Here is a 23,667-nt window from a genome sequence, read left to right as displayed (position 1 = left end):
TAATTGTACTCATCGATTAACGAGGTGATTGTGTCCATTATCGAGACGCAGGAAAGCACGCTTTATCAGCAACTGGCGGAAACCTTTGCCACGGCGATTCATCAGGGCACCTGGCCGCCGGGGAGTCGTTTACCCGCCCTGCGACGCGTGGCCGGATCGCATCAGGTCAGCGTGAATACGGTGCTGAATGCCTGGCGCATTCTTGAGGATCGCGGCCTGATCGAAGCCCGTCCGCAATCAGGCTATTTCGTTCGAGGGCGGCTGCCGTCGCTGACGAAAACCCGGCAGCACCGCGCCCAGGTTATTTCACCCGGCAGTGAGAAACTGGATCTGATCGATACGGTCTTTGCGGCGCAAAATCACCCTGATTACCTTAATATCTCTCTCGCCTGTCCGCAGAATAGCGATTTTTATCCTACCGCCAGACTCAGCCGCATTACCGCCTCGCTGCTGCGTCGCCATCCCGACATGATCGGCCGTTACGCATTACCCCCGGGTAGCGAGCGGCTGCGGCGCGAGGTGGCGCGGCGGGCGATGGATTCAGGCATCGCGTTGAGCGGTGACGACATTACGTTGACCCACGGCTGTATGGAAGCGCTGCAACTGGCGTTACGCACGGTGACCCGGCCGGGCGATTGTGTGGGGCTGGAAACGCCGACCTATTTCTACCTGTTTCCGCTGCTGGCCAGTCTGGGACTGAAAACGGTGGAGATCCCGACCGATCCGCAGCGCGGGCTTTCATTGGATGCGCTGGAGATGCTGCTTTCAGAGCAACGGCTTCAGGCGATCATCGCCATGCCCAATGTGCAAAATCCGCTGGGTTGCAGTATGACGCTGGAGGATAAAAAACGGCTGGCGAAACTGGTGAATGCTTACCAGATTCCGCTGATAGAGGACGGATTGTATGGCGAGCTACAGTTTAACTGGCCGCTTTCCCCGGCGGTCAAGGCGTTCGATCGTGAAGGCTGGGTGATTTATTGTTCCAGCTTTACCAAAACGCTGGCGCCCGACTATCGTATTGGCTGGATCGCCGCCGGGCGGTTCAGCGCGATGGTATCGCGGCTGAAAGCGGTGTCGTCGATCGCCGAGTCCGCCCTGTTGTCAGAGACGCTGGCGCAATTTCTGGCGTCAGGCGGCTACGATCACCATTTGCGAACGCTGCGGCGCCGCTATGCCGCCCAGTTGGATGAAGCCCGTGGGCTGATTGCCCGTCATTTTCCTCAGGGCACTCGCGCCACGCAGCCGCAGGGCGGTTTTGTCTTCTGGCTGGAGATGCCGGGCAACGTGGACGGCGTAGCTTTGTTTCATCGTTTGTTACAGGAGAAGATTAGCGTGACGCCCGGCGCGCTTTACACGCTGAGCGACCGCTGCAAACATGCCATTCGCCTCTCCTGCTGCTATCCCTTTGATGAGCGCTACACCTATGCGCTCAAAAGGGCGGGGGCGTTGGCCTGCGAAATGAGCGGCATTGCGCCGGGCAGCGAAAACTAGCCGGATATTTTATGGCGTGCCGTTCCGACCCCAGAGACGGTAGGCCGGGCGTTCGCTTAAACATTCATAGTAGGCGCGAACCGCCGGGTAATTCGGATGATCCAGCGGGGTTTCGTACCAGCGGTTGACGGATAAGCCGATGGGAATATCGGCCAGGGTGAACGAGGTTCCCGTCACATAGCGGCCGGTTTTTTCCAACTGTCGGTCGAGAATACTCATGGCGTGCGCCCACTCTTTGCTGGATGCGGCCAGCAGGTGTGGTTCCTGATGAGCGGGCGACTGGCGTACCAGCGACATAAACGCGTAACGCCATGCAGTATTCAGCTCGGTGCCCTGCCAGTCGATCCACTGATCGACGGGCGCGCGGGCGCGGGCATTTTGCGGATAGAGCCATTCGCCGCCGTGGGCGTTGGCGAGATAGCGCAGGATCGCGTTCGATTCCCACATGACAAAATCTCCTTCCTGAATGACGGGCACCATGGCATTAGGATTTAACGCCAGAAATTCAGGTTTAAGGGGGGGTTGATAGCCAGCGCCCCAGTCCTCGCGGTCAAAGGGAAGCGCGAGCTCGTCGCACAGCCAGAGGACTTTCCTAACGTTGATCGACGACGCGCGTCCTAAAACTTTCAACATGGATTTTTCACTCTTTCAGGGAATTGAACTTATTCATAGCTCAGCTTGGCGCACGTAGCTATACCTTAATGGAAATCATTTTGAGGCGACCGGCGAAATGGGGCAAAACGCACGCGCTTTGCCGGTAAGCGGCAGTGCTTACCGGCGATAGTTAAGATAATGGCTGGAATGAAAGGCGAGATTTTAAGGTTGCCAACGGGGTCAGGGACGTGACGCCGTTGGCAAAAAGAGCAGAAATCCGCGCGGCTTACAACCGTGCAAAGCAGCGTTGGGCCGCCGCGATGGTGCGTTCAATATCCTGCTCGCGATGAGCCAGCGACATAAACCCGGCTTCAAAGGCGGACGGCGCCAGATAGACCCCTTCTTCCAGCATCATGTGGAAGAAACGTTTGAAACGCGCCACATCGCACTGCATCACATCCTGATAGCAGGTCACGCTGTGGGCATCGGTAAAGAACAGACCAAACATGCCGCCGGCCTGATTTATCACCAGCGGGATATTTTCCGCCTGGGCCGCGGCCAGCAGACCGGCGCTCAGTTGCGCTGTCAGTGCGGTGAGTTTTTGGTGAACGCCCGGTTTGGCGACTTCCGTCAGGCAGGCGAAGCCTGCGGCCATCGCAATCGGGTTGCCGGAGAGCGTACCCGCCTGATAAACCGGGCCGGTCGGGGCGAGCGCCAGCATCACTTCACGCCGGCCGCCGAATGCGCCGACAGGCATACCGCCGCCGATAATTTTACCCAGACAGGTCAAATCAGGCCGCACGCCATAGTGAGCCTGCGCGCCCGCCAGCGCCACACGAAATCCGGTCATGACTTCGTCAATAATCAACAGCGCGCCGAACTCATCGCACAGGGTGCGTAAGCCGGGCAAGAACGCCGGCAACGGCGGAACACAGTTCATATTCCCTGCCACCGGCTCGACAATAATCGCGGCGATCTCTTGCGGGTATTGCTCAAATGCGGCGCGAACGGATGCCAGATCGTTATAGATGCAGGTCAGCGTATGACGGGCAAAGTCCGCGGGAACGCCGGGAGAGTTGGGTTGCCCCAGCGTCAGGGCGCCGGAACCGGCTTTGACCAGCAGGCAGTCTGCGTGGCCGTGGTAACAGCCTTCAAACTTGATGATTTTATCGCGTCCGGTATAGCCGCGGGCCAGGCGGATGGCGCTCATGGTGGCTTCTGTACCGGAGTTGACCATGCGTACCATATCCATACTCGGCACCAGCGAGGTCACCAGCCGGGCCATCTGTACTTCCATTTCAGTCGGTGCGCCAAAGCTCAAACCCCGCTCCGCGGCGGTGATCACCGCCTGACGGATCGCCGGATGGTTATGCCCCAGCACCATTGGCCCCCAGGAGCCCACGTAATCAATATAGGATTGACCGTCGGCGTCATAAAGATAGGCGCCGTCAGCCCGTTCGATAAACAGAGGAACGCCGCCCACGCCATTAAATGCGCGCACCGGCGAGTTGACGCCGCCTGGAATGAGTTGCTGTGCCGCAGCATACAGACTTTCAGATTTGTTCATTAAGTAGTCCTGACGTTGCTTTTATCATGGAAAGTCGGGCTATTCTAATCAACTGGCCGCGGTTATGAAATCTTTGCGAATGTCCCACGGCGGCGATGAATTCAACAAAAGACGTCAAACCTTGAACGTTGTAGTCTACTGCCGGATAATAAGCGTATGATTGGGTGTATGAAGACCCTGAGTTGGGAGTAAAAGAAGATGAGCGACGATATAGCATTGCCATTACAGTTTACCGATGCGGCCGCAAACAAGGTGAAAAACCTGATTGCGGATGAAGACAATCCAGAGCTGAAACTTCGGGTTTATATTACTGGTGGCGGTTGCAGCGGCTTTCAATACGGTTTTACCTTCGACGATCAAATCAATGAAGGCGACATGACCATTGAAAAGCAAGGGGTCGCGCTGGTGGTGGACCCGATGAGCCTGCAATATCTGGTCGGTGGTTCGGTCGATTACACGGAAGGGTTGGAAGGGTCGCGTTTCGTCGTAACCAACCCGAACGCGAAAACCACCTGCGGCTGTGGTTCTTCTTTCAGTATCTGATAAAACCAACAATAAAAACCCGTGTCGTCTGAACAGCGGCACGGGTTTTTTATTTGTGTCGTGAATAGTGAAGCGAGTGGGGGCTTAACGGCGGGATAACTGCTGGCAGATTTGCTGCGCCGCGAGCAATAAACGTGGCCCGCTGCGATTAAACCAGTCTTCATTAACCGCGATAATCGGAATATCGAGCTGAGGTCGCCAGAAGTCTCGCGTATTGGCGACCGCGACCGCTGAACCACTGATGATAATGACCTGCGGCGCGCGTATTAACACTTGTTCCCGGCTGACCTGCGGCCAGGGCACCGGGCTGTCACTGAAAATATTCCGCGCGCCGCACAGCGTCACCACCTGGCTTTGCAGCGTGTCTTTGCCGGAGGTGAATAGCGGCTGGGAGCCAAACTGTATAAAGACCTGCGGCGGACGCGTTTCGCCTGCGGATGTCTTGCCGGCGTAGCGTCGCCGCAAATCGGTTATTTTCCGACGCAATTCGGCGGCGGCGTTCTCCGCCTGGGCCGGATGGTTGCTGTATTTTGCCAACTGTTGCAGCGCGGCGGGAATATCTTCCAGCGTTTTGGGGTCAAGATAAACGATCGGGATACCAAAATTGGCCAGTTGTTCCAGCGGCCGTTGCGGATTGCCTTCGCGCCAGGCCAGAATGAGGTCGGGCTTGAGCGCCAGGAGCCGTTCCAGATTGATTCCCTGCCAGGAAGCCACCTGTTCCAGTTTTTTCGCTTCGGGCGGATAGTCCGACCAGGCGCTGACCGCGACCAGTTGTTCTCCCATTCCCGCCGCATAAGCGAACTCCGTGGCATGCGGCGCCAGACTGATCACCCGTTTGGGCGCGGCGTTTGCCGCCGCCAACAGCAAAAAAAACAGCAGGCCCGGCAGACAGCGCTTCCTTGACGCCATGAACATCAACGCTTGGCCAGCGCCTGTAACATGGTTTCCACCATCCGGGTCGATTGTTCGGCGGCCACGGTCAGGAACGCGTCAAAGTTCAGGTGAGATTCCTGATCGGCAATGTCGGAAATGGCGCGTACGATAACAAAGGGAACACCAAACTGATGGCAAACATGCGCCACGGCGGTCGCCTCCATTTCTACGGCGATAGCCTGAGGGAAGGTGTTGCGAATACGCGCCAGCGGTTCGGCGCCGTTGATAAAGGCGTCGCCGCTGATCACCAGACCGCGCACGGCATTGAGTTGCAATTTATTAATGGCGTCCTGAGCCAGCGTAATCAAGCGCTCATCGGCGATGAACGCCGCCGGGCAGCCAGCCATCTGACCGGGCTCATAGCCAAACGCGGTAACATCGGCGTCGTGATAGCGAACTTCATCGGACACCACGATGTCGCCCACTTTCAGCGTAGGGGAGAGTCCGCCGGCGGAACCGGTGTTAATTACCGCGTCTGGCTGGCAGTGTTCCAGCAACAATGTGGTTCCCAGCGCGGCAGACACTTTGCCAATCCCGGATTTCAGTAATGCGACATCAATGCCGTTTAACTGCCCGCTGTAAATTTCACATCCGGCGCGCTGTAAGGTTTGACGGTTTTCGATGCGATCGCGCAGCAGAGTCACTTCTTGTTCCATGGCGCCGATAATGCCGACTTTCATAAAGATCCCCACAAAATTTGTTATAAATGGCATGAGTATAGCGCCGACTAGTCTATCATGGCTGGCAGGGGTAAATGGAGCGAGTGAACTGACGTTAGCGGGATAACATGGAGAATCATATGTCAGATATCGATTTTGCGAAAAAGATAAGTTTCCAACGGCCTTTCAGCGCAGAGATCGTGCCCGAGGATGACTATGCCGTCGTTCGTCAGTTTGAAAGCGATCGCGGACGTATCGTCAATTCCGCCGCTATCCGTCGTCTACAGCAAAAAACACAGGTTTTCCCGCTGGAGCGCAATGCCGCCGTGCGCTCGCGTCTGACACACTCTATGGAAGTTCAACAGGTGGGGCGCTACATCGCCAAAGACATTCTGCATCGTCTGAATGAAGGCAACCGGCTTAAAGAACTGGGATTGGAAAACAGGGAAACCCCGTTTGAAAGTATGGTGGAAATGGCGTGTCTGATGCATGACATCGGCAATCCGCCCTTTGGACATTTTGGCGAGTCCGCGATTAATAACTGGTTCGGACAGTTAATGGACATGACCTATCTTGGCGAGGACGCCGCCCCTGAAGATCGGTGCCGGGTCGGTTTCTTGCGCATGCAGGATGACGGATTAAATGAATTACGCGGCAGAATTCGTCAGGACTTAAGCTCTTTTGAAGGCAATGCGCAGGCTATCCGCATGGTGCATACCTTACTCAAGCTCAACCTGACCTATGGTCAGGTCGGCTGCATATTGAAATATACCCGTCCGGCATACTGGCGCGACAAAATTCCTGCCGAATATAGTTATCTGATGAAAAAACCGGGTTATTACCTGGCTGAAGAGGCTTTCGTCACCCGGTTGCGCGACGAATTATCCATGGGGGAGTTTCACCGCTATCCGCTCACCTACATTATGGAGGCGGCGGACGATATCTCATACTGTATCGCCGATTTGGAAGATGCAGTGGAAAAAGACATTCTCACCGTAGAACAACTCCATGATCGTCTGCGTGACGCATGGGGAGGGGTACGAGCCGGGGATCTGTTCGCCAAAACCGTTGGCAGAGCATATGAAGGGCGTGAGCGTCGACCCTGGCGCGGTATGAACGATCAGTTTTTTATGCATCTGCGGGTGAACACCGTGGCCAGAATGGTGCCGCACGCGTCGCAACGCTTTATCGATAATTTGCCGGCTATCTACGCCGGGTCGTTTAACCATGCTCTGCTGGAAGATGACAGCCCGCAGAATCGCCTGTTGAAAATATTTAAAAATGTTGCGCTGAAGCACGTTTTTAATCACCACGAAGTGGAACAGCTTGAACTACAGGGATATCGGGTTATCCGTGGGTTATTGGATATCTACAGTCCGCTGCTTGAGATGTCATATCGGGATTTCAGCCTGCTGGTCAAAGAAGATCGCCACAAACATTATCCTATCGAAACCCGGCTGTACCATAAATTATCCAGAAAACATTGTCTGGCTTACGGTGAAGCGGTGGAAAAACTGCAAGCATTACCGGACAAAGAACGGGAAATCCGCGAGTATTACTATCGCGCCCGTTTGATTCAGGACTATATCAGCGGCATGACCGATTTATATGCTTATGATGAGTATCGGAAATTGATGGCGGCGGAATAAGCGCTTTTTTGTAAAGAGGTTCAATATTTTCTTACGCTTCTCGTCTTCACTGGATGAACTTTGTGAGTTCATCTTTAATCTCATACAGCACGACCGCTGCATGTATCCGTTGTCGTTCAAGCGGCAGGTATATCGACCGCATTCGTTTGCCGTCTCCCTGCGCGTTGAGAGTGATTGGGTATAAAAGGCCGTAAGACTCGCAGGTTGATTAATTATGAGAATATCCCTATGAAAAGAAAATCATTGGTTCTAAGTGCGCTAACCTTAAGCCTGGCGATGGCAATGGGGCCGGTCGCCGCCGCGAATGCCGCAGAGTCGGTTTCGTCATCCAGCGGACAATTGCCCAGTCTTGCTCCCATGCTGGAAAACGTGATGCCTTCGGTCGTCAGTATCTATGTGGAAGGTCATACCAATGTCGATAAAGCGGGAATCCCTCAGCAGCTTCAGCCTTTCTTTGACGAGAATTCTCCGTTTTGTCAGGAAGGTTCCCCTTTCCTGGAATCACCGATGTGTCAAGGAGGCGGCAATGATGAAGGACAGCCCCCCAGACAGCAGAATTTCCAGGTGTTGGGCGCGGGGGTGGTGATCAACGCGGAAAAAGGCTATGTAGTGACCAATAGCCATGTAGTGGAAGACGCGGACAAAATTCAGATTAGACTCAGCGATGGCCGTAAATATGACGCCAAGGTCATCGGTAAAGATCCGCGTTCGGATATTGCGCTGGTGCAGTTGAAAGATTTTAAAAACCTGACAGCCATTAAACTGGCCGACTCGGATCAGCTACGCGTCGGCGATTATACCGTGGCGATCGGTAACCCTTATGGATTGGGAGAAACGGCCACCTCAGGCATCGTTTCCGCGCTGGGACGCAGCGGACTGAATATTGAAAACTATGAAAACTTTATTCAGACCGATGCGGCGATCAACCGGGGAAATTCCGGTGGTGCGCTGGTGAATCTCAACGGTGAATTAATTGGCCTGAATACGGCTATTCTGGCGCCGGAGGGCGGAAATATCGGTATCGGTTTCGCGATCCCCAGCAATATGGTGAAAAGTCTGGTCGCACAGATGGTTGAATTTGGTGAGGTGAAACGCGGCGAACTGGGGATTACCGGGACGGAGCTGAATTCCGAACTGGCGGAGGCGATGAAAGTGGACGCACAGCGCGGCGCCTTTGTCAGTCAGGTTCGGCCCAAGTCCGCGGCGGCTGAAGCCGGTATTAAAGCAGGCGACGTGATCGTCTCGTTAAACGGCAAAGCCATCAGCAGTTTCGCTGCATTGCGGGCGCAGGTCGGCTCAATGCCCGTCGGCAGCAAGCTGTCGTTGGGATTGTTGCGCGACGGCAAACCGGTGACGGTCGAGGTGACGCTCCAACAAAGCAGTCAGACCCAGGTGGCCTCCGGTAATCTCTATTCAGGTATTGAAGGCGCCGAATTAAGCAATACCGAGCTGAACGGTCAGAAAGGCGTCAAGGTTGATAACGTCAAGGCAGGCACGGCCGCCGCGAAAATTGGTCTGAAAAAGGACGACGTCATTCTGGGCGTAAACCAACAGCCGGTGCAAAATATCGGTGAGCTGCGTAAAATTTTGGACCGCAAACCGGCGGTGCTGGCGCTGCATATCCGGCGTGGCGAGAGCAATATCTATCTCTTGGCACAGTAACGCCTTTCTGATGCCGGGTACGTTTGTACCCGGCTTCTTACCCACGACTTGTGAGTTCTCCCCAGATTCAAACGAATCCGTCATTCTTTGGTCATTTGTACAATGTTCGGCGCGCCGCGTGACGTTATGCTGCCGCTATCGCTGGATAGTTTGCGCGGCGATGGGCAGGCGAATGAATGGCAAGGGTTTGTTGCGCCGGACGTGGGCGCCTGGTTTCGCAACAACGTTCATCCCGGCGCGACAGCTAACACCCTGTTTATTTACCTTAATACTCTGGACTACCGGCTTAAACGTATTTCCGAACTCACCGGGCTGGATCTGGGAAATTTCGACGATCGCTTGTTGCCGTATGTCGCGTTGCGACTGAATGAAGAAGACTTATTTACTTAGACTGAAAACTATTACATAACCATTAACAATATAACGCGATAGCATAAATTATCGCGAAACAATATTTTTGCCACTTTCCCATATCCTCTATTGTCACTCCCTGACTATCAGCCTGATGGCTGTGTTGGTAAACCGCGTAGACCAGTAGCATCCGTCGTTATTTTCAAATTCATCGGACCCGATACCGTCAGTCACGATAACGAATAAGAGCGGCGGTTTAGTCGGGTAGATACATTTCAAATGTTAGGGAGTGATAATGATGTCAATACGTCGTCTGGGGCTATCTGTCGCTACGGCAGCACTGCTATTTTCTGGCGCGGCAACGGCTGCGACTGAATTATTAAACGTGTCTTACGATCCTACTCGCGAATTATATCAACAATATAACGCGGCTTTTATTAAGCATTGGAAAGCGACGACGGGCGAAGATATTTCTATCAAGAATTCTCACGGCGGTTCAGGTAAGCAGGCGCGTTCCGTTATCGACGGCTTACAGGCTGATGTCGTCACGTTGGCGCTGGCCGGAGATATTGATGCGCTCAATCTGAATCAACAAATTATCGATCCCAAATGGCAGACTCGCCTGCCGGATAACAGCACGCCTTATACCTCCACCATTGTGTTTCTGGTGAGAAAGGGCAATCCGAAACAAATCAAAGACTGGGGCGATCTGGTGAAGCCCGGCGTTGAGGTCATTACGCCGAACCCGAAAACGTCCGGCGGGGCGCGCTGGAATTTCCTGGCTGCCTGGGCTTATGCCAAAGCGCAACCCGGCGGCAACGATGAAACGGCGCTGAAGTTTGTGACCGATCTCTACCGTAACGCCCCTGTTCTGGATACCGGCGCCCGCGGCTCGACGATCAGCTTTGTGCAGCGTCAGCTCGGCGATGTCCTGCTGGCCTGGGAGAACGAGGCGTACCTTTCCCTGAAAGAGCAGGGCGGCGATCAGCTTGAGATTGTCACGCCATCCTTGTCGATTCTGGCGGAGCCGCCTGTCGCCGTGGTCGATAAAGTGGTTGAGCGCAAGGGAACGCGGAAACAGGCGGAAGCTTATCTGCAATACCTCTATAGCGATGAGGCGCAGCGCATCATCGGTAAAAACTTCTATCGTCCACGTAACGCCAAAATCGCCGAGGAATTTAAAGGTCAGTTCGCGCCGGTGAATCTGGTGACTATCGATAAAGATTTCGGCGGCTGGAAAGCCGCGCAGGACAAATTCTTCAATGATGGCGGCGTGTTCGATAAGATCTTCCAGGAAATTAATAAGTAAGCAACGAGACGGATTTCTGATGTTGGTAAGCCGCTGTGTTTTGCAGCGGCTTTGATTCGTCGGCAAGGATTTGATTTGCCGGAATCATCGAGTATGACTATTAAAGGCACTGTATGTCACAACGTAGCTCCCCGGTCATCCCCGGTTTCGGCTTAACGCTGGGTTTCAGCCTGAGTTATTTAGGGCTGATTGTCCTGATTCCGTTAGCCGGTATGTTTCTTTATGCCAGCCAACTGACGCTGGCGCAGTTTTGGGAACTCATTACCAGCCGGCAGGTGCTTTTTTCCCTCAAGCTCTCATTTGGTACGGCGCTGGCCGCCGCCTTGATCAACGGTATTTTAGGGACGTTACTGGCGTGGGTATTGGTTCGTTACACCTTTCCCGGCCGTAAGGTCATCGATGCGATGATCGATATGCCATTTGCGCTGCCGACGGCGGTCGCGGGGATTGCATTAACGGCGCTCTATGCGCCGAACGGCCTGATTGGTTCTCTGTTTCCATTCAAAATTGCCTATACCGGCATCGGCATTACGCTGGCGTTGATTTTCGTCACGCTGCCGTTTGTCGTCCGCACACTGCAACCGGTACTGGCGGATATTCCGAAAGAAATCGAAGAGGCGGCCGCCTGTCTGGGCGCGCGGCCGCTACAGATATTTCGACATGTTTTGATTCCCACGCTGCTGCCGGCCTGGTTGACGGGTTTTGCGCTGGCTTTTGCACGCGGCGTGGGAGAATACGGCTCTGTGGTATTCATTGCCGGCAATATTCCGTTTAAAACGGAAATTCTGCCGCTGCTGATCGTCTCTAAACTCGACCAGTACGACTATAAAGGGGCCACCGGGATTGGCGTATTTATGCTGCTGGTTTCTTTCATTATGCTGCTGCTGATTAATGTGTTGCAGCGCCGCATTCAACCGAAACTGTAAGGCAGGCCGCCATGGAACAGATTATTTCCGCTCAGACCCGTGCGCCGAAATCCAGAAAAAATCCTGTCAGCTACTATGTTTTGGTGTCGTTGGCGTGGGGCGTGTTTTTCCTGATTTTGGTGCTGCCGCTGCTGATGGTGGTGACTCAGGGGCTGGATAACGGCGTGGGGGCTCTTTGGGACGCTATCTCTGAACCGGATGCGGTTTCGGCGCTGAAACTGACCTTGCTGGCAACGGTGATTTCCGTCCCGTTGAACATGGTTTTCGGTTTGGCGACCGCATGGTGCGTGACCAAATTTGAATTTCGCGGCAAGAGCCTGCTGCTGGCGCTGATCGACCTGCCATTCTCCGTTTCACCGGTGGTGGCCGGGCTGGTCTATGTGCTGCTGTTCGGCGCGCAAAGCAAGCTCTACCCGTTTCTGACCGCCCATAATCTGGAAATCGTTTATGCGGTGCCGGGCATTGTACTGGCGACCATTTTCGTGACGTTGCCTTATGTTGCGCGTGAACTGATCCCGCTGATGGAGCAGCAAGGCTCACAGGAAGAAGAGGCGGCGAGGCTACTGGGCGCTAATGGTTGGCAGATGTTCTGGCACATTACGTTGCCGAATGTGAAGTGGGCGCTGATTTACGGCGTGGTGCTGTGTACCGCCAGAGCGATGGGCGAGTTCGGGGCCGTTTCGGTGATCTCCGGCCATATTCGCGGCTTGACCAACACGCTACCGCTGCACATTGAAATTCTTTATAACGAATACAACATCGTCGCCGCTTTCAGCGTCGCCATTCTGCTGCTGGTCATGTCGCTGGTGGTGTTGCTGTTACGTCAGTGGAGCGAAAGCAGGTTGACGAAGCAAATGCAGAAACAACAGGAGTTGACCAAAAATGAGCATTGAGATCCGCAATATTAATAAACAATTTGGTCAGTTTCGTGCCTTGAACGAAATCAATCTTGCTATTCAAAGCGGTGAACTGGTGGCGCTGCTCGGGCCGTCCGGGTGTGGTAAAACCACCTTGCTGCGGATTATCGCCGGTCTGGAACAGCCGGACAGCGGCAGCATTATCTTCCACGGTGAGGATGTCTCCGTTCACGATGTGCGCAAGCGGAATGTCGGCTTTGTTTTCCAGCATTATGCGCTGTTCCGGCATATGACCGTGTTCGACAACGTGGCGTTTGGTCTGCGGATGAAACCGAAGCGCATTCGCCCCTCAAAGCGGGAAATCGAACGGAAAGTTCATGAGTTACTGAATTTGGTACAGTTGGATTGGCTGGCGGATCGCTATCCTGAACAGCTTTCAGGCGGACAGCGGCAGCGCATCGCGCTGGCTCGCGCGTTGATTGTCGAACCGAGCATTTTGCTGTTGGATGAGCCATTCGGCGCGCTGGACGCCAAAGTGCGTAAAGAGTTGCGCCGCTGGTTATCCCAACTGCATGAAAATATCAATCTGACATCGGTTTTCGTCACGCACGATCAGGAAGAAGCAATGGAAGTCGCCGATCGCATTGTGCTGATGAACAAAGGCGTGATTGAGCAGATTGGTTCCCCGGATGATGTCTATAACCGGCCGGCAACGGAGTTTGTTTATCACTTTTTGGGCGACAGCAACCGCTTGAGGATCGCGCAAGGTGATAAAACCATTCTGTTCCGTCCGCATGAGGTGGCTTTGTCCACCCAGGCTCAGGAAGGCTACCAGCCCGTGGTGGTTCGGGATATTCGTCCGCTTGGCGCGTTGACCCGCCTGTCGCTGAAACTTGGCGATGAGCAAGAACTGATCGAAGCGGAAGTGGCAAAAGACGATTTGAGTCTGCATGGTTTGCAAAAAGGGGATGTCATCCAATTCAAACCCAAACGTTATAATCACGACTGGGAAATTTAACTCCCTTCCTTTTTGCGCCGGATGATCAATATGTTCCGGGTTCGGATGCGCAGTGATGACATTGGCCCCAGCGCGGTAACGTCGCGCTGGGGCCGATTTACGCGCAAGCCATTTTTGATGGATGGCGCGATGCGGACTGAGTTATGCGGATTGATAAAGCCGTTTTTCAACCAGCGCGCTGCCTTGCAGCCGACCGGCCGCCTTCGCGACGGCCAGCACCGCCAAATCCACCAGCGGCTCAACGATAACGACCATCATATAAGCGCCGCCGAATGACAGGACGGACGCGGTATTCCCGGCGGTGAAACCCTGACCGTACACGGCCCAGAAAGCCACCCAGGTGACGATACCGGCCTGATAAGCCGTTGAGAGCGCCAGCGCCTGCCGATACGTTAGCTCGACATAAGGGGTATCCGGCCGGATGATGCGCTTAGCCAGCGCCGATAGCGCAAACAGCGGCACCAGCAGCGTGGTGACGTTCATGCCGTACTGCGGCAGATCGAACGGCGCGAAGAACAGACCCTGGGTGAGCAGCCCCAGCGCCAGACCGATGGCCGCGGGTGCGGCGCCGAACAGCAGGAACAGCGTCGAACCGAGGATGAGATGCACCTCGGAGACACCCACGGGCTGGTGCGGCATCACCTCGAAGAAACAGAAAACCAGCGCTGTGCTGGCAACCGCCCGTGACGCGAGCGAGAGGAGTCCGCGTTCACGCGCCGCCGCCAGTGCGAGCTTGAGCGTATAGGTTCCGGCGCCTGCCGCCGTGGCATAACTCAGCCAGATTTTACCGGCTTCAACCACACCTGGTTCGATATGCATTGTTGACTCCTTTGCCGTCCTGAGTGACGGCCTTGAATGAAATCGCCGCGCCAGACGTCCACGGGTCGAAAGGCGCTGCTCTTTTTTCAGCCGCCAAATGCCCGACTGACCGCCACCGGCGCACGATGCGGCGAGTGGTCGTGATGGTGGCCGTGCGGCGGCGGACAACTGGCATGCGCCAATAGCACCGGTTGCCCGTGAGGGGTATTGAGATAAGCCTGTCGCCACGCCTGCGCCCGCCTTGAAACGTCGTCCTCGCCGGTTAAACCGAGGGAAGTGATCATTTTTTCCATGGCCGTCGTCCATTGGCGGTAATAGGCGTCGTTCACACTTTCATCGGGTCTGGCCGGCGACGCCTTGATCTCATCGCTGAATGCCTGTACCCAGTCGCGCCAGGTGAAGCAGCCTGCCTGATGCAGATGAACCGTCAGGGAGAAAACCTGCGCCTGCCACGGCTTGTCAAATACCGGGCCTGCTTCGTCCCTCGGCAAGCCAACTGCCTCATAGTGGTTGTGCATCGTCATGCTCATGCCTCCTCCAGATAGTCATCCCACAGGTCGATGTAGACCTTGTCCGACCGCGCTTCACCCCACAATTCCTGCGCGGTGAAGCTCACGCTGTAAACATGCTGGGGATGCTCCCCCAGCCCGTGCGCCATGGTGTCCGGCGTGGCGAAAACGCCGTGATCGATCTCGATCGTCCCGACTTTACCGCGCACATAGCGGGGCAGGCGGGTGTGCGTGGTCGGGTTGATGTTCTTCGCCCGCACCCGATCGCCCACGATGAAAAACGCGGGCGTGTCGTGAGCGACCCGGGCGGAGGCGCCGGTGTTGACCACCTGCGACACCATATCTTCGGTCAGCACTGACGGGGCCGGCGCGCGCTGAACCGTGTTAACCGCGCCCTGAAGCTCGGCGGCGGAGATCACCCCTTTTTCGCACAGCAGCGTCTCTATCGCATGCAGCCAGTGTTCATAGTAGCTGGCGAGCAGATAATGGGTGGGTTCCATACGCTCCATAGCGTGACGGAACTCATCCACATTGAAATGCCCGCCGGCGAACAGCGCCGGGAACAGGGCGAACATCCTGCGCTCCCACTCATGGTGGAAGAAAGGTTCGTTCTCTTCGGCGAGGATCGGGCCATGCCCATGCATCCCGCCCAGATCGTGTATACCGTTCATGCGTTGCTCCTCATGCTTTATGGCATCATCGCGGGGGCAAGGGCAGGCCCGTGCCGATCATGGAATCCCGCGTGACGAGATCGGCCAGTTTTTCCTCGCTCCAGCCATCGGTTCCCGCCGGGCGTTCCGGCAGCACCAGATAACGCAACTCGGCGCTGCTGTCCCAGACGCGGATCTCTTTGTCTTCGGGGATGGTCAGCCCGAACTCCGCCAGGACGCTGCGCGGATCGATCACGACGCGCGATCGGTAAGGGGCGGATTTGTACCAGGCCGGCGGCAGCCCCAGCGTCGGCCAGGGGTAGCAGGAGCACAGCGTACAGACCGTCACGTTATGGACCTGCGGCGTGTTCTCCACCACCAGCATGTCTTCGCCTTGAACGCCGGAAAAACCCAGTTCGGCAATCGCCGCCGTCGCGTTGTCCAGCAACCGTCGCTTATATTCCGGGTCGGTCCAGGCTTTGGCGACGACTTGCGCGCCGTTGCGCGGTCCGATTTTGTTCTCGTAAGTGTCTATCAGCGCGTCGATAGCGGCAGGGTCGATCAGCCCCTTCTCGCGCAGCAGCGACTCCAGCGCCTTGACGCGCAGTTCGATCTCCTCGGGCGGTTCGGTGTGATCGTGCTTATGGCTCATATCATGCTCCTTACTATTTAGGGGCGCATACGCGGCGGTTAGATTTTTTGCCAGTCACAATCCGCTTCAAATGCGGCGGCGGCCTGATAGATAGTGCTTTCGGCATAGTGACCGCCGACCAGCATCAGTCCTACCGGCAGGCCGTCGACCAGTCCGCAGGGGATGGACATGGCCGGGTGGCCGGTGATGTCCTGCGGGGCGGTGTTGCCGATCATTTCAAACGCCCGCGAGATGTACTCGGTGACGGAACATCCCGGCTCCGGCAGCGGCTGGGCGGTGATGGGCAAGGTAGGCATCACCAGCAGGTTGTAGCGGGACAGGGCATTGTCGTAGCCGGCGCGGGCTTTACGCGCCAGATTCTGGGCTTTGGCATAGTAGCGGCCGTGATAGTGCTCCAGTCCGTATTGGCCGACGAACATACAGACCTTGAGGGAGGCGGAAAGCGCGTCGGCGCTGTCGCGCCAGTTGGCGTGCTTGTCCAGCAGACCGACATCGTACAGGCCCTTCCAGTTAAAGCCCATACCGTTGCCGTGCATCATCTGCGCGGTCAGCCCCTCGCAGCCGATCGGAGACCAGAGCGCTCCCGCCAGACCATGCTCAGGCACCGATACCTCCTCGACCACCGCGCCTAGCGCTTCCAGACGGGCGATGGCTTCACGCACTTTATCGGCGACGCGGGTATCGAGGTTGGTCAGTTGAAACCCCTCGCTCAGCATACCGATTTTCAGACCTTTGACGCCACGGCTTAGCGCGTCGCTGTAAACTTCGACCGGCGGGGCATACTGGCGCGGGTCCAGTCCGTCCGCTCCGGCCAGAACTTCCAGCATCAGGGCGTTATCGCGCACGCTGGTGGTGATTGGGCCGGCGTGGTCGATGGTGGCCTCAATGGGCATGATGCCGCTATAGGGCACCAGACCGTGGGTCGGCTTCATGCCATAGGTGCCGCAGAAGGCGGAAGGAATGCGGATAGATCCCCCCTGATCAGCGCCGATGGCCATGTCCGCATCCCCGGCGGCGACCAGCGCGGCGCTGCCAGAGGAGGAGCCGCCTGCGGCATAGCCGCGGCGACGCGGGTTATGCACCGGGGCGGGATCGGAGGTGTGGCTGCCGCCGGAAAGACAGAAGTGTTCGCAGGTCGCTTTACCGATGATGGTGGCGCCAGCGTCAAGCAGGCGGGTAACCACGGTGGCGTCGAAGGCTGGAACGAACCCTTCCAGCGTTGATGTGCCGTTCATCATCGGCACGCCGGCCAGTGCCACATTGTCCTTGAGAACCACGGTGCGGCCAGCCAGTTTACCGTTAGCGGCGCCTTTCACCTCGGATTTGTAGTACCAGGCGTTATGGGGATTCTCGGCGCCGACCGGCCGGTAGCCAGCGGTGCGCGGATAGCGTACCTCCGGCACCTCGTCGGGCAGCGAGTCGATCAGGTCGTAGGCGTCGAAATTAGGCTGCATCAAAGCCAGGTATTCGCTGGCCTGTTCCGGCGTCAGGCGCATATGCAGACGGCTGGCGATAGCCTGGAGTTGATCGATGTCGGGGCGAGTGATGGCCATAAGTGTTCTTGTCCTTGTCTTGTACCGGGCACTTGCCCGGTAGGGAAAATGTTCGCTACATGTGGTAAGCGGCGACGCTCGCGCTGAAGCCGATGCGGAAACCGAGGCGGCGTCAGATTTCAATATAGGGTGCTCCCCCCAACGATGCTTGGCCCGGAAGGACAGCCGTTTGGCTGTGACGGACAGTCCGCGCCGCTGGGCGGAAGCATCAAAATACCCTGGCGTAGCGCAGGTTCAGGCGAAAATCCTCTTTGGCGCCGTTCTCCACCGACAGATCCCGGCCCAACTGTATCTGCATCTGGTCTCTGGACGTGACGAACTTGGTGGCGGTGAGGCGAATATTGGTGGTTTCCTGTTTGTTGTCCTGCGCGACGCTGGCAATCTTGGTTTCTCCGCCCCAGTTATGGCCGAAGCCGATACCGAAGGCGGTGGTGGCGTCCGGCATGTAGCGTCCCATAAGCTGGGCGCTGTAGGAGATATTCTGCTCCAGACGAACCGAATTGGCGCCATAGTCGTTGTTGTCGCCGTACCAGATGGCGTCGCCGACCAGATCGATGGCCCACTTGTCCGAGAAGTGCTTGACGTAGGCGGCCTGGAGGTCGATTTTCCAGCGGTTTTCGCCGAGATTGAGCGCGTCCTGCTTGTGGTAACGGCCGGTGGGCACGTAGAGGTAAGGGGCGACGCTGAGCGTATCTCTGGCGCTGTTGAGGCGCAGTTTGACGGGTGCGGTCAGGATCAGGTCGCCAGTGCCGCTGGTATCCCCCAGCGCGGAGGCGTCGGCGCTGCCCGACAAGCGTCCGAAGGGCAGCAGGAATTGCGGGTCGATGGTGACGGTGTCGCTCAATGCATAGACGTGCAGCAGACGCAGCATGCCGATATCGGATGTCAAATTGAAATCCGGGCTGGTCTTGCGGCCCTGGGCATAGAGGGTATCGGTGGTGGCGTGTTGATAGTAAAGCAGACCCAGCGTCGTACCCACAGGCAGTTGCTCATAGTCGCCCGGCGTGACTTCGACCGCCTGAGCATGGAGTGCGGGCAGCAGCGCGGCGAGAAGGAGAGAGTGTGACTTGCGCATGGTGATGCTCCTGTGTAAAAGCGTCAGTTTCCGGCCGGTTGCGCATCGCGCAGCATACCGGTCTGCGGGTGGCAGTTAATGTATTCGAATACCTGGTGGTGTCCGTCCGATACCGATACCTCGTGGTACAGCCGCAGTTTCGACAGGCCGGCCGCCACGCGAAAAAAGGTGGTGAAGATCCGCAGGTGGGTGGGGTGGGATTCCGCCCAGCGTTCAAGCTTTTCGAGCGAACGCCAGTGGCCGATGTTATAGCTCAGATCGAGAAAGTTTCCCTCCAGGTCGATATTGCGCACGAAGCGGTTGCTGTAACATCCCACCGTCTGACCATTGTCACGCAGAAAATCCATGCCGGCTTGCAGGGTCGGCAGAATTTCGTCGAGATACAGCGAGCGTTCGTCCGCCTCGGCGTCCACCCAATCCTGACCGGAACGGATTAGCGCGATGTTGTCATGGCCCTGCACCACCACGCGTCCCCCTTTGGCGGGATTGCCGACGATGATTTGCAGTTCGCCGGACGGCTGTATCCAGTCTGTCTGGGAGAGCGGGAAGCGGTCGCGCATCGAACCCCAGTAGCCATGTTCCTCGATCTCGCCGCTGATATCGTCCATAACGGCCCCGACGCCGGGCAGGTTGTCGCGAAAGGCATACAGGGTTTCAAATTGTTCGGCGCGCGGCGCCACGATCTCGCGGAAGTAACCCAAACCTTCGTTAAGACGTTCGTCGGAGGTCCACCATTCGGCCACCGTCGGGGAACGGAGCCAGCGGCAGTGGGCGGCCGGATCTTTCCAGTAACCGGCGATCATCAGGTTCTCGTAGCCTTGATTGTCGATGTGGTGGGTGAGGTCATAATGCAGCGGGCCATCAGGGAGAGCGTAACTGGACACCATATGGCGCAGGGCTTTTAAAGCGGCCATGCGTTGCGTCTCGCCGCGAAATTGCACGCCGAGATAACCCATCACCACTTGTTGCAGTTGTTCGTCGGCGCGCCCCACCCACATGGGAAATGGCGGCTGGTAGTCGTCGGGGACGCGGCGGGACAGCGTCCGGGGACACTTAAGGTGTTTGTCGATTGCGGACTCCATGAGGGCTCCTGTTCTGGTTCATCAAGTTCGGGCTTGCCGATGAGGGTTTTCACATCAGGTTCGGCGTTCTGCTGACGCAAACCAGCCGTGCCTGCTCTCTTTGATCGGGGGAATGGAAACCTCGACAGGCCAGAGGTTAACCCCTGTGGTTCGCGGCCCGCTTGTCTCAGAAAGACAGAAGTTTGGTTGACAGGGACACCCGGTGGATGTCTTCCCGGCGGGACAATGGCAAGAGGCGCGTCGTGTGATGTCGTGAATTCCGATGGTGCGTGATTGAACTATTTTGGGGCAGGGCCGTTCCGGGATACGGTGTCGGCGCCTGGACGATTTTATGGCCCGGATGACGTTTCGCCATGCGTCAGGTGACCGGAATTTGGTAATAAAATGAAAGCCGGCCAGCTGTCGATGTATATCCCCGCGGCATGTAAGGAGGATTTACCCATTTCAGTTGGGTGGGGGGCGGGATGTGTTCTGGCATGGTATTTGCCTTAGTTAAAAAAGTGTTTACTGTTTACAGGTAGTTTGTTGCCGTGAGGTGGGACATGAGTAATACGCAATATTCGACTGCCGAGGTTGCCGTGCCACAACGCTTTGAATACTGGAAAGAAGTGGTGCTGCGTCATTGTATTCCCGCCGCCAGCAAGCCTTTATCCAACAGCGATTTCGACGGTCGGCTCAAGGTGCATGGCGTGGGGCTGCTGGATATTTGCACGTTGTCCGCGCCGCTGCACTACTGGGAACGAACGCCGCATCATCTGCGCACCGGCCCCAACGATGATCTCTGGCTGGGTTTCACCCGCAACGGTCATGGACAACTGGAGCAGGGGGGCCGCCGGGCGGCGCTGGCGGCGAACAGCCTGGTGCTTTACGATGCTTCCCAGACTTTTCGCTTCAGTCTCGGCGGCGTCGATAATCATCTGGTGCGCATTCCCCGTCACCTGCTGAGTACCCGGTTGCCCGGCGTCGAACATCTCACTGCCGTGGTGCTGGACGACAGGCGTCCGGGCGTGGTTCCATTGCGTGAAATGTTGTGTCAGGTTGCGGCTGAGCCGATTGGATTACAGGATGGCGATATTTCCTGCCGATTTTCCCAAACGCTGCTGGATCTGCTGGTATTGAGCCTTGAACTTCAGGATTTGGGAAAAAATGGCGCAGAGCGCGATCTGTATGCGCGGATGATGAACTACATTCGCCGCCACCTGACCGAGCCCAATTTAACCATTGAGCGTATTGCCGACGCGCATCATGTTTCCAGCCGCACTGTCACCAGAGCGTTTGCGCGCCATCAGAAGACGCCGATGTCGGTCATCTGGCATGAGCGCTTACAGGCCAGCCGGAACGCCATTGAGCGCGGTAACGTACGAAGCATTTCCCAGGCTGCGCTGGATTTCGGCTTCTCCGATTTCTCCCATTTCAGCCATGCTTTTCGCAAAGCCTTTGGCGTGGCGCCTCACTCCCTGCTACGGCGATAGCGGAACGCTATCGTCATCTTCGGCATGACGCTTCTTGAGATACAAATTCAGGTAGATTTATTTCAGGGTGGATCGACTTCAGGGTGGGGATACTCTGGGGAATTGGTGGGTCGTGCAGGATTCGAACCTGCGACCAATTGATTAAAAGTCAACTGCTCTACCGACTGAGCTAACGACCCGCAGAAGTGGTGGGTGATGACGGGATCGAACCGCCGACCCCCTCCTTGTAAGGGAGGTGCTCTCCCAGCTGAGCTAATCACCCACTTCTGTACTTCATCAAACAGGAAAACAGCTGGTATGAGATTGGTGGGTGATGACGGGATCGAACCGCCGACCCCCTCCTTGTAAGGGAGGTGCTCTCCCAGCTGAGCTAATCACCCAATCTCAAATCTTCCTGTTTCACACAGTAAAATTTACTTCTCACACAACGCGGCATTCAAAATAGTGGTGGGTGATGACGGGATCGAACCGCCGACCCCCTCCTTGTAAGGGAGGTGCTCTCCCAGCTGAGCTAATCACCCTCGCTGTGTGGAGTCGCATTATAGGGATAGTTGAAAGTGAGTCAACGCTTTTTAAAACTAAAGCGTGTGTTCGTTGTAAAATTAGTCAGGACGCTATATTTCTGGCGACTGGCGCCGTTTCCTTATTCAAATCTGCGGGTAATCAACGGATATCCGGTTTAATAAACACAGGTGTGACAAGTTACAGCGTTGAGGATTCGGGGCAGAATGATAGAATGCTCCCCACTGTTGTTATCTGAACTCATGTCGGTATTCGCCGGCAGCCGTCGCGTAATAAGGCTTCAATCCCAAATGAAAATCAAAACCCGTTTCGCACCCAGTCCAACTGGTTATCTGCATGTCGGCGGTGCCCGTACCGCACTTTATTCCTGGCTGTTTGCCCGTCATCAGGGCGGTGAGTTTGTTCTGCGTATTGAAGATACGGATCTGGAACGTTCTACCCAGGAAGCGATCGACGCCATTATGGATGGTATGAGCTGGCTGAATCTGGACTGGGACGAAGGCCCGTACTATCAGACCAAACGTTTCGACCGTTATAACGCGGTTATCGATCAGATGCTGGAAAACGATACGGCCTATAGATGCTACTGCTCAAAAGAACGTCTGGACGCATTGCGCGAGCAGCAGATGGAAAACGGTGAGAAGCCGCGCTATGACGGTCACTGCCGTGACTCCCATGAACATCATGCCGATAATGAACCGCATGTGGTGCGTTTTCGTAATCCGCAGCATGGTTCCGTTATTTTTAATGACCGTATCCGTGGGCCGATTGAATTCAGTAATCAGGAACTGGATGACTTGATCATCCGTCGTACCGATGGTTCACCGACCTATAACTTCTGCGTGGTGATTGATGACTGGGATATGGAAATCACCCATGTGATTCGTGGTGAAGATCATATCAACAATACGCCGCGCCAAATCAATATCTTGAAAGCGTTGGGTGCGCCAGTACCGGAATATGCGCACGTTTCCATGATTTTGGGTGACGATGGTAAGAAACTGTCCAAGCGTCATGGCGCGGTCGGTGTGATGCAGTACCGTGATGATGGTTATCTGCCTGAAGCCTTGCTCAATTATCTGGTTCGTTTGGGGTGGTCCTCCGGCGATCAGGAGATTTTCTCGGTTGACGAGATGAAAAACCTGTTTTCATTGGATGCGGTCAGTAAATCGGCCAGCGCTTTCAATACGGAAAAACTACAGTGGCTGAATCACCACTATATTAATCATCTCCCCGCGGAATACGTGGCAACCCACCTGTCATGGCACATCGAGCAGGCCGGTATCGATACCCGCATGGGGCCGCAACTGAGCGAACTCGTGACACTGCTTGGAGAGCGGTGTAAAACGCTAAAAGAAATCGCGGCTTCATGCCGCTATTTCTACGAAGATTTTGATCAGTTCGACCCCGACGCCGCGAAGAAACATTTACGTCCGGTTGCTCGTCAGCCTCTGGAACGGGTGCGCGCGAAGCTGGCAGATATCACTGACTGGACGGCGGAAAATATCCATCATGCCATTCAGGGAACGGCCGATGAACTGGGACAGGGAATGGGCAAGGTTGGTATGCCGCTGCGCGTGGCCGTTACGGGCGCGGGCCAGTCTCCAGGCGTTGATGTGACCGTAAAAGCAATAGGGCAACAACGTGCTCTGGCGCGTATTGATAAGGCACTGGCGTTCATTGCCGATCGCGAGGCTCAGCAATAATCGCTTTCGCCGAACCCGTCGTCAAAAATAAAATCCTAGCCCCGGACCCTCCGGGGTTTTTAATGGTA

General features: G+C 56.0%; 21 protein-coding genes, 4 tRNA genes and 1 pseudogene. 11 read left to right on the top strand and 15 right to left on the bottom strand.

All coding sequences use genetic code 11. The features are described 5' to 3' along the window. Positions 1-30: 30 nt before the first annotated feature. Positions 31-1,491: an aminotransferase-like domain-containing protein gene (locus tag EH207_RS13230; protein WP_137714409.1), complete on the top strand. Its 1,461-nt coding sequence runs from the start codon at positions 31-33 to the stop codon at positions 1,489-1,491. Between the two features lie 9 nt (positions 1,492-1,500). On the opposite strand, the gene EH207_RS13225 is transcribed toward EH207_RS13230, so the two are convergent. Next, the gene (locus EH207_RS13225) at positions 1,501-2,124 is read right to left on the bottom strand and encodes a glutathione S-transferase family protein (RefSeq protein ID WP_137714408.1); all 624 of its coding nucleotides are present in this window, start codon (positions 2,122-2,124) and stop codon (positions 1,501-1,503) included. Between the two features lie 247 nt (positions 2,125-2,371). Beyond that, entirely contained in the window at positions 2,372-3,652 is a 1,281-nt protein-coding gene (gene hemL / locus EH207_RS13220; RefSeq protein ID WP_137714407.1) for a glutamate-1-semialdehyde 2,1-aminomutase, read from the bottom strand. A gap of 198 nt (positions 3,653-3,850) precedes the next feature. On the opposite strand from hemL, the gene erpA reads away from it, so the two are divergent. Then, positions 3,851-4,195 (top strand): iron-sulfur cluster insertion protein ErpA, encoded by a 345-nt coding sequence (erpA, locus tag EH207_RS13215; RefSeq protein WP_137714406.1) that lies wholly within the window; start codon positions 3,851-3,853, stop codon positions 4,193-4,195. 84 nt (positions 4,196-4,279) lie between these two features. Here the strand turns inward: erpA and btuF are convergent, their stop codons facing one another. After that, positions 4,280-5,104, bottom strand: a complete 825-nt coding sequence (gene btuF / locus EH207_RS13210; protein WP_137714405.1) for a vitamin B12 ABC transporter substrate-binding protein BtuF — start codon at positions 5,102-5,104, stop codon at positions 4,280-4,282. A 5-nt stretch (positions 5,105-5,109) separates the two neighbouring features. Beyond that, a complete protein-coding gene (gene mtnN / locus EH207_RS13205) occupies positions 5,110-5,808 on the bottom strand; it encodes a 5'-methylthioadenosine/S-adenosylhomocysteine nucleosidase (protein ID WP_137714404.1) in 699 nt (232 codons plus the stop codon). A gap of 119 nt (positions 5,809-5,927) precedes the next feature. Here mtnN and dgt point away from each other — a divergent pair, with 119 nt between their 5' ends. The 7 genes and pseudogenes from dgt to EH207_RS13170 all read left to right on the top strand — a co-directional run bounded on the left by dgt (position 5,928) and on the right by EH207_RS13170 (position 13,559). Next, positions 5,928-7,436 carry a dGTPase gene (dgt, locus tag EH207_RS13200; RefSeq protein ID WP_137714403.1) on the top strand — a complete coding sequence of 503 codons (1,509 nt, stop codon included), beginning with the start codon at positions 5,928-5,930 and terminating at the stop codon, positions 7,434-7,436. Positions 7,437-7,664: 228 nt separating this feature from the next. Next, positions 7,665-9,098, top strand: coding sequence for a serine endoprotease DegP (gene degP, locus EH207_RS13195; RefSeq protein WP_137714402.1), 1,434 nt, complete (start codon positions 7,665-7,667; stop codon positions 9,096-9,098). 117 nt (positions 9,099-9,215) lie between these two features. Then, a pseudogene (locus tag EH207_RS13190) lies at positions 9,216-9,488 on the top strand (helix-turn-helix domain-containing protein); the annotation flags it as partial. A 259-nt stretch (positions 9,489-9,747) separates the two neighbouring features. Next, positions 9,748-10,758: a sulfate ABC transporter substrate-binding protein gene (locus EH207_RS13185; protein WP_137715351.1), complete on the top strand. Its 1,011-nt coding sequence runs from the start codon at positions 9,748-9,750 to the stop codon at positions 10,756-10,758. Between the two features lie 113 nt (positions 10,759-10,871). Continuing rightward, a complete protein-coding gene (cysT, locus tag EH207_RS13180; RefSeq protein WP_137714401.1) occupies positions 10,872-11,684 on the top strand; it encodes a sulfate ABC transporter permease subunit CysT in 813 nt (270 codons plus the stop codon). Between the two features lie 11 nt (positions 11,685-11,695). Beyond that, positions 11,696-12,577 (top strand): sulfate ABC transporter permease subunit CysW, encoded by an 882-nt coding sequence (cysW, locus tag EH207_RS13175; protein ID WP_137714400.1) that lies wholly within the window; start codon positions 11,696-11,698, stop codon positions 12,575-12,577. Beyond that, a complete protein-coding gene (locus tag EH207_RS13170) occupies positions 12,567-13,559 on the top strand; it encodes a sulfate/molybdate ABC transporter ATP-binding protein (RefSeq protein ID WP_137714399.1) in 993 nt (330 codons plus the stop codon). The genes cysW and EH207_RS13170 overlap by 11 nt, the downstream gene beginning before the upstream one ends. Positions 13,560-13,700: 141 nt before the next feature. Here the strand turns inward: EH207_RS13170 and EH207_RS13165 are convergent, their stop codons facing one another. The 7 genes from EH207_RS13165 to oxdA form a co-directional block, all read right to left on the bottom strand. Further along, positions 13,701-14,378, bottom strand: a complete 678-nt coding sequence (locus EH207_RS13165) for an energy-coupling factor ABC transporter permease (RefSeq protein ID WP_137714398.1) — start codon at positions 14,376-14,378, stop codon at positions 13,701-13,703. Between the two features lie 86 nt (positions 14,379-14,464). Continuing rightward, complete coding sequence (locus EH207_RS13160; RefSeq protein ID WP_377805053.1) at positions 14,465-14,902, bottom strand: nitrile hydratase accessory protein; 438 nt, start codon at positions 14,900-14,902, stop codon at positions 14,465-14,467. A 2-nt stretch (positions 14,903-14,904) separates the two neighbouring features. Further along, positions 14,905-15,558, bottom strand: coding sequence for a nitrile hydratase subunit beta (gene nthB, locus EH207_RS13155; protein WP_137714396.1), 654 nt, complete (start codon positions 15,556-15,558; stop codon positions 14,905-14,907). A 25-nt stretch (positions 15,559-15,583) separates the two neighbouring features. Continuing rightward, a complete protein-coding gene (gene nthA, locus EH207_RS13150) occupies positions 15,584-16,189 on the bottom strand; it encodes a nitrile hydratase subunit alpha (RefSeq protein WP_137714395.1) in 606 nt (201 codons plus the stop codon). Between the two features lie 38 nt (positions 16,190-16,227). Beyond that, positions 16,228-17,742 carry an amidase gene (locus EH207_RS13145; protein ID WP_137714394.1) on the bottom strand — a complete coding sequence of 505 codons (1,515 nt, stop codon included), beginning with the start codon at positions 17,740-17,742 and terminating at the stop codon, positions 16,228-16,230. Between the two features lie 208 nt (positions 17,743-17,950). After that, a complete protein-coding gene (locus EH207_RS13140) occupies positions 17,951-18,817 on the bottom strand; it encodes a transporter (RefSeq protein ID WP_137714393.1) in 867 nt (288 codons plus the stop codon). Between the two features lie 23 nt (positions 18,818-18,840). After that, positions 18,841-19,899, bottom strand: coding sequence for an aliphatic aldoxime dehydratase (gene oxdA, locus EH207_RS13135; protein ID WP_137714392.1), 1,059 nt, complete (start codon positions 19,897-19,899; stop codon positions 18,841-18,843). Between the two features lie 542 nt (positions 19,900-20,441). Between oxdA and EH207_RS13130 the strand changes: the two genes are divergently transcribed. Beyond that, positions 20,442-21,371 (top strand): AraC-like ligand-binding domain-containing protein, encoded by a 930-nt coding sequence (locus tag EH207_RS13130; protein ID WP_137714391.1) that lies wholly within the window; start codon positions 20,442-20,444, stop codon positions 21,369-21,371. A gap of 103 nt (positions 21,372-21,474) precedes the next feature. Here the strand turns inward: EH207_RS13130 and EH207_RS13125 are convergent. From EH207_RS13125 to EH207_RS13110, 4 genes are all read right to left on the bottom strand, one after another. Beyond that, positions 21,475-21,550, bottom strand: a tRNA-Lys gene (locus tag EH207_RS13125). 7 nt (positions 21,551-21,557) lie between these two features. Then, a tRNA-Val gene (locus EH207_RS13120) sits at positions 21,558-21,633 on the bottom strand. A gap of 42 nt (positions 21,634-21,675) precedes the next feature. Then, positions 21,676-21,751 (bottom strand) — tRNA-Val (locus EH207_RS13115). Between the two features lie 65 nt (positions 21,752-21,816). Further along, positions 21,817-21,892, bottom strand: a tRNA-Val gene (locus EH207_RS13110). Between the two features lie 291 nt (positions 21,893-22,183). On the opposite strand from EH207_RS13110, the gene gltX reads away from it, so the two are divergent. Further along, positions 22,184-23,599, top strand: a complete 1,416-nt coding sequence (gltX, locus tag EH207_RS13105; protein WP_137714390.1) for a glutamate--tRNA ligase — start codon at positions 22,184-22,186, stop codon at positions 23,597-23,599. Positions 23,600-23,667 lie beyond the last annotated feature (68 nt).

The organism is Brenneria rubrifaciens, assembly GCF_005484945.1.
GTDB classification, from domain to species: Bacteria; Pseudomonadota; Gammaproteobacteria; order Enterobacterales; family Enterobacteriaceae; genus Brenneria; species Brenneria rubrifaciens.
Note: the sequence above shows the minus strand (reverse complement) of the source record. Positions and strands in the feature narration are given on the sequence as shown.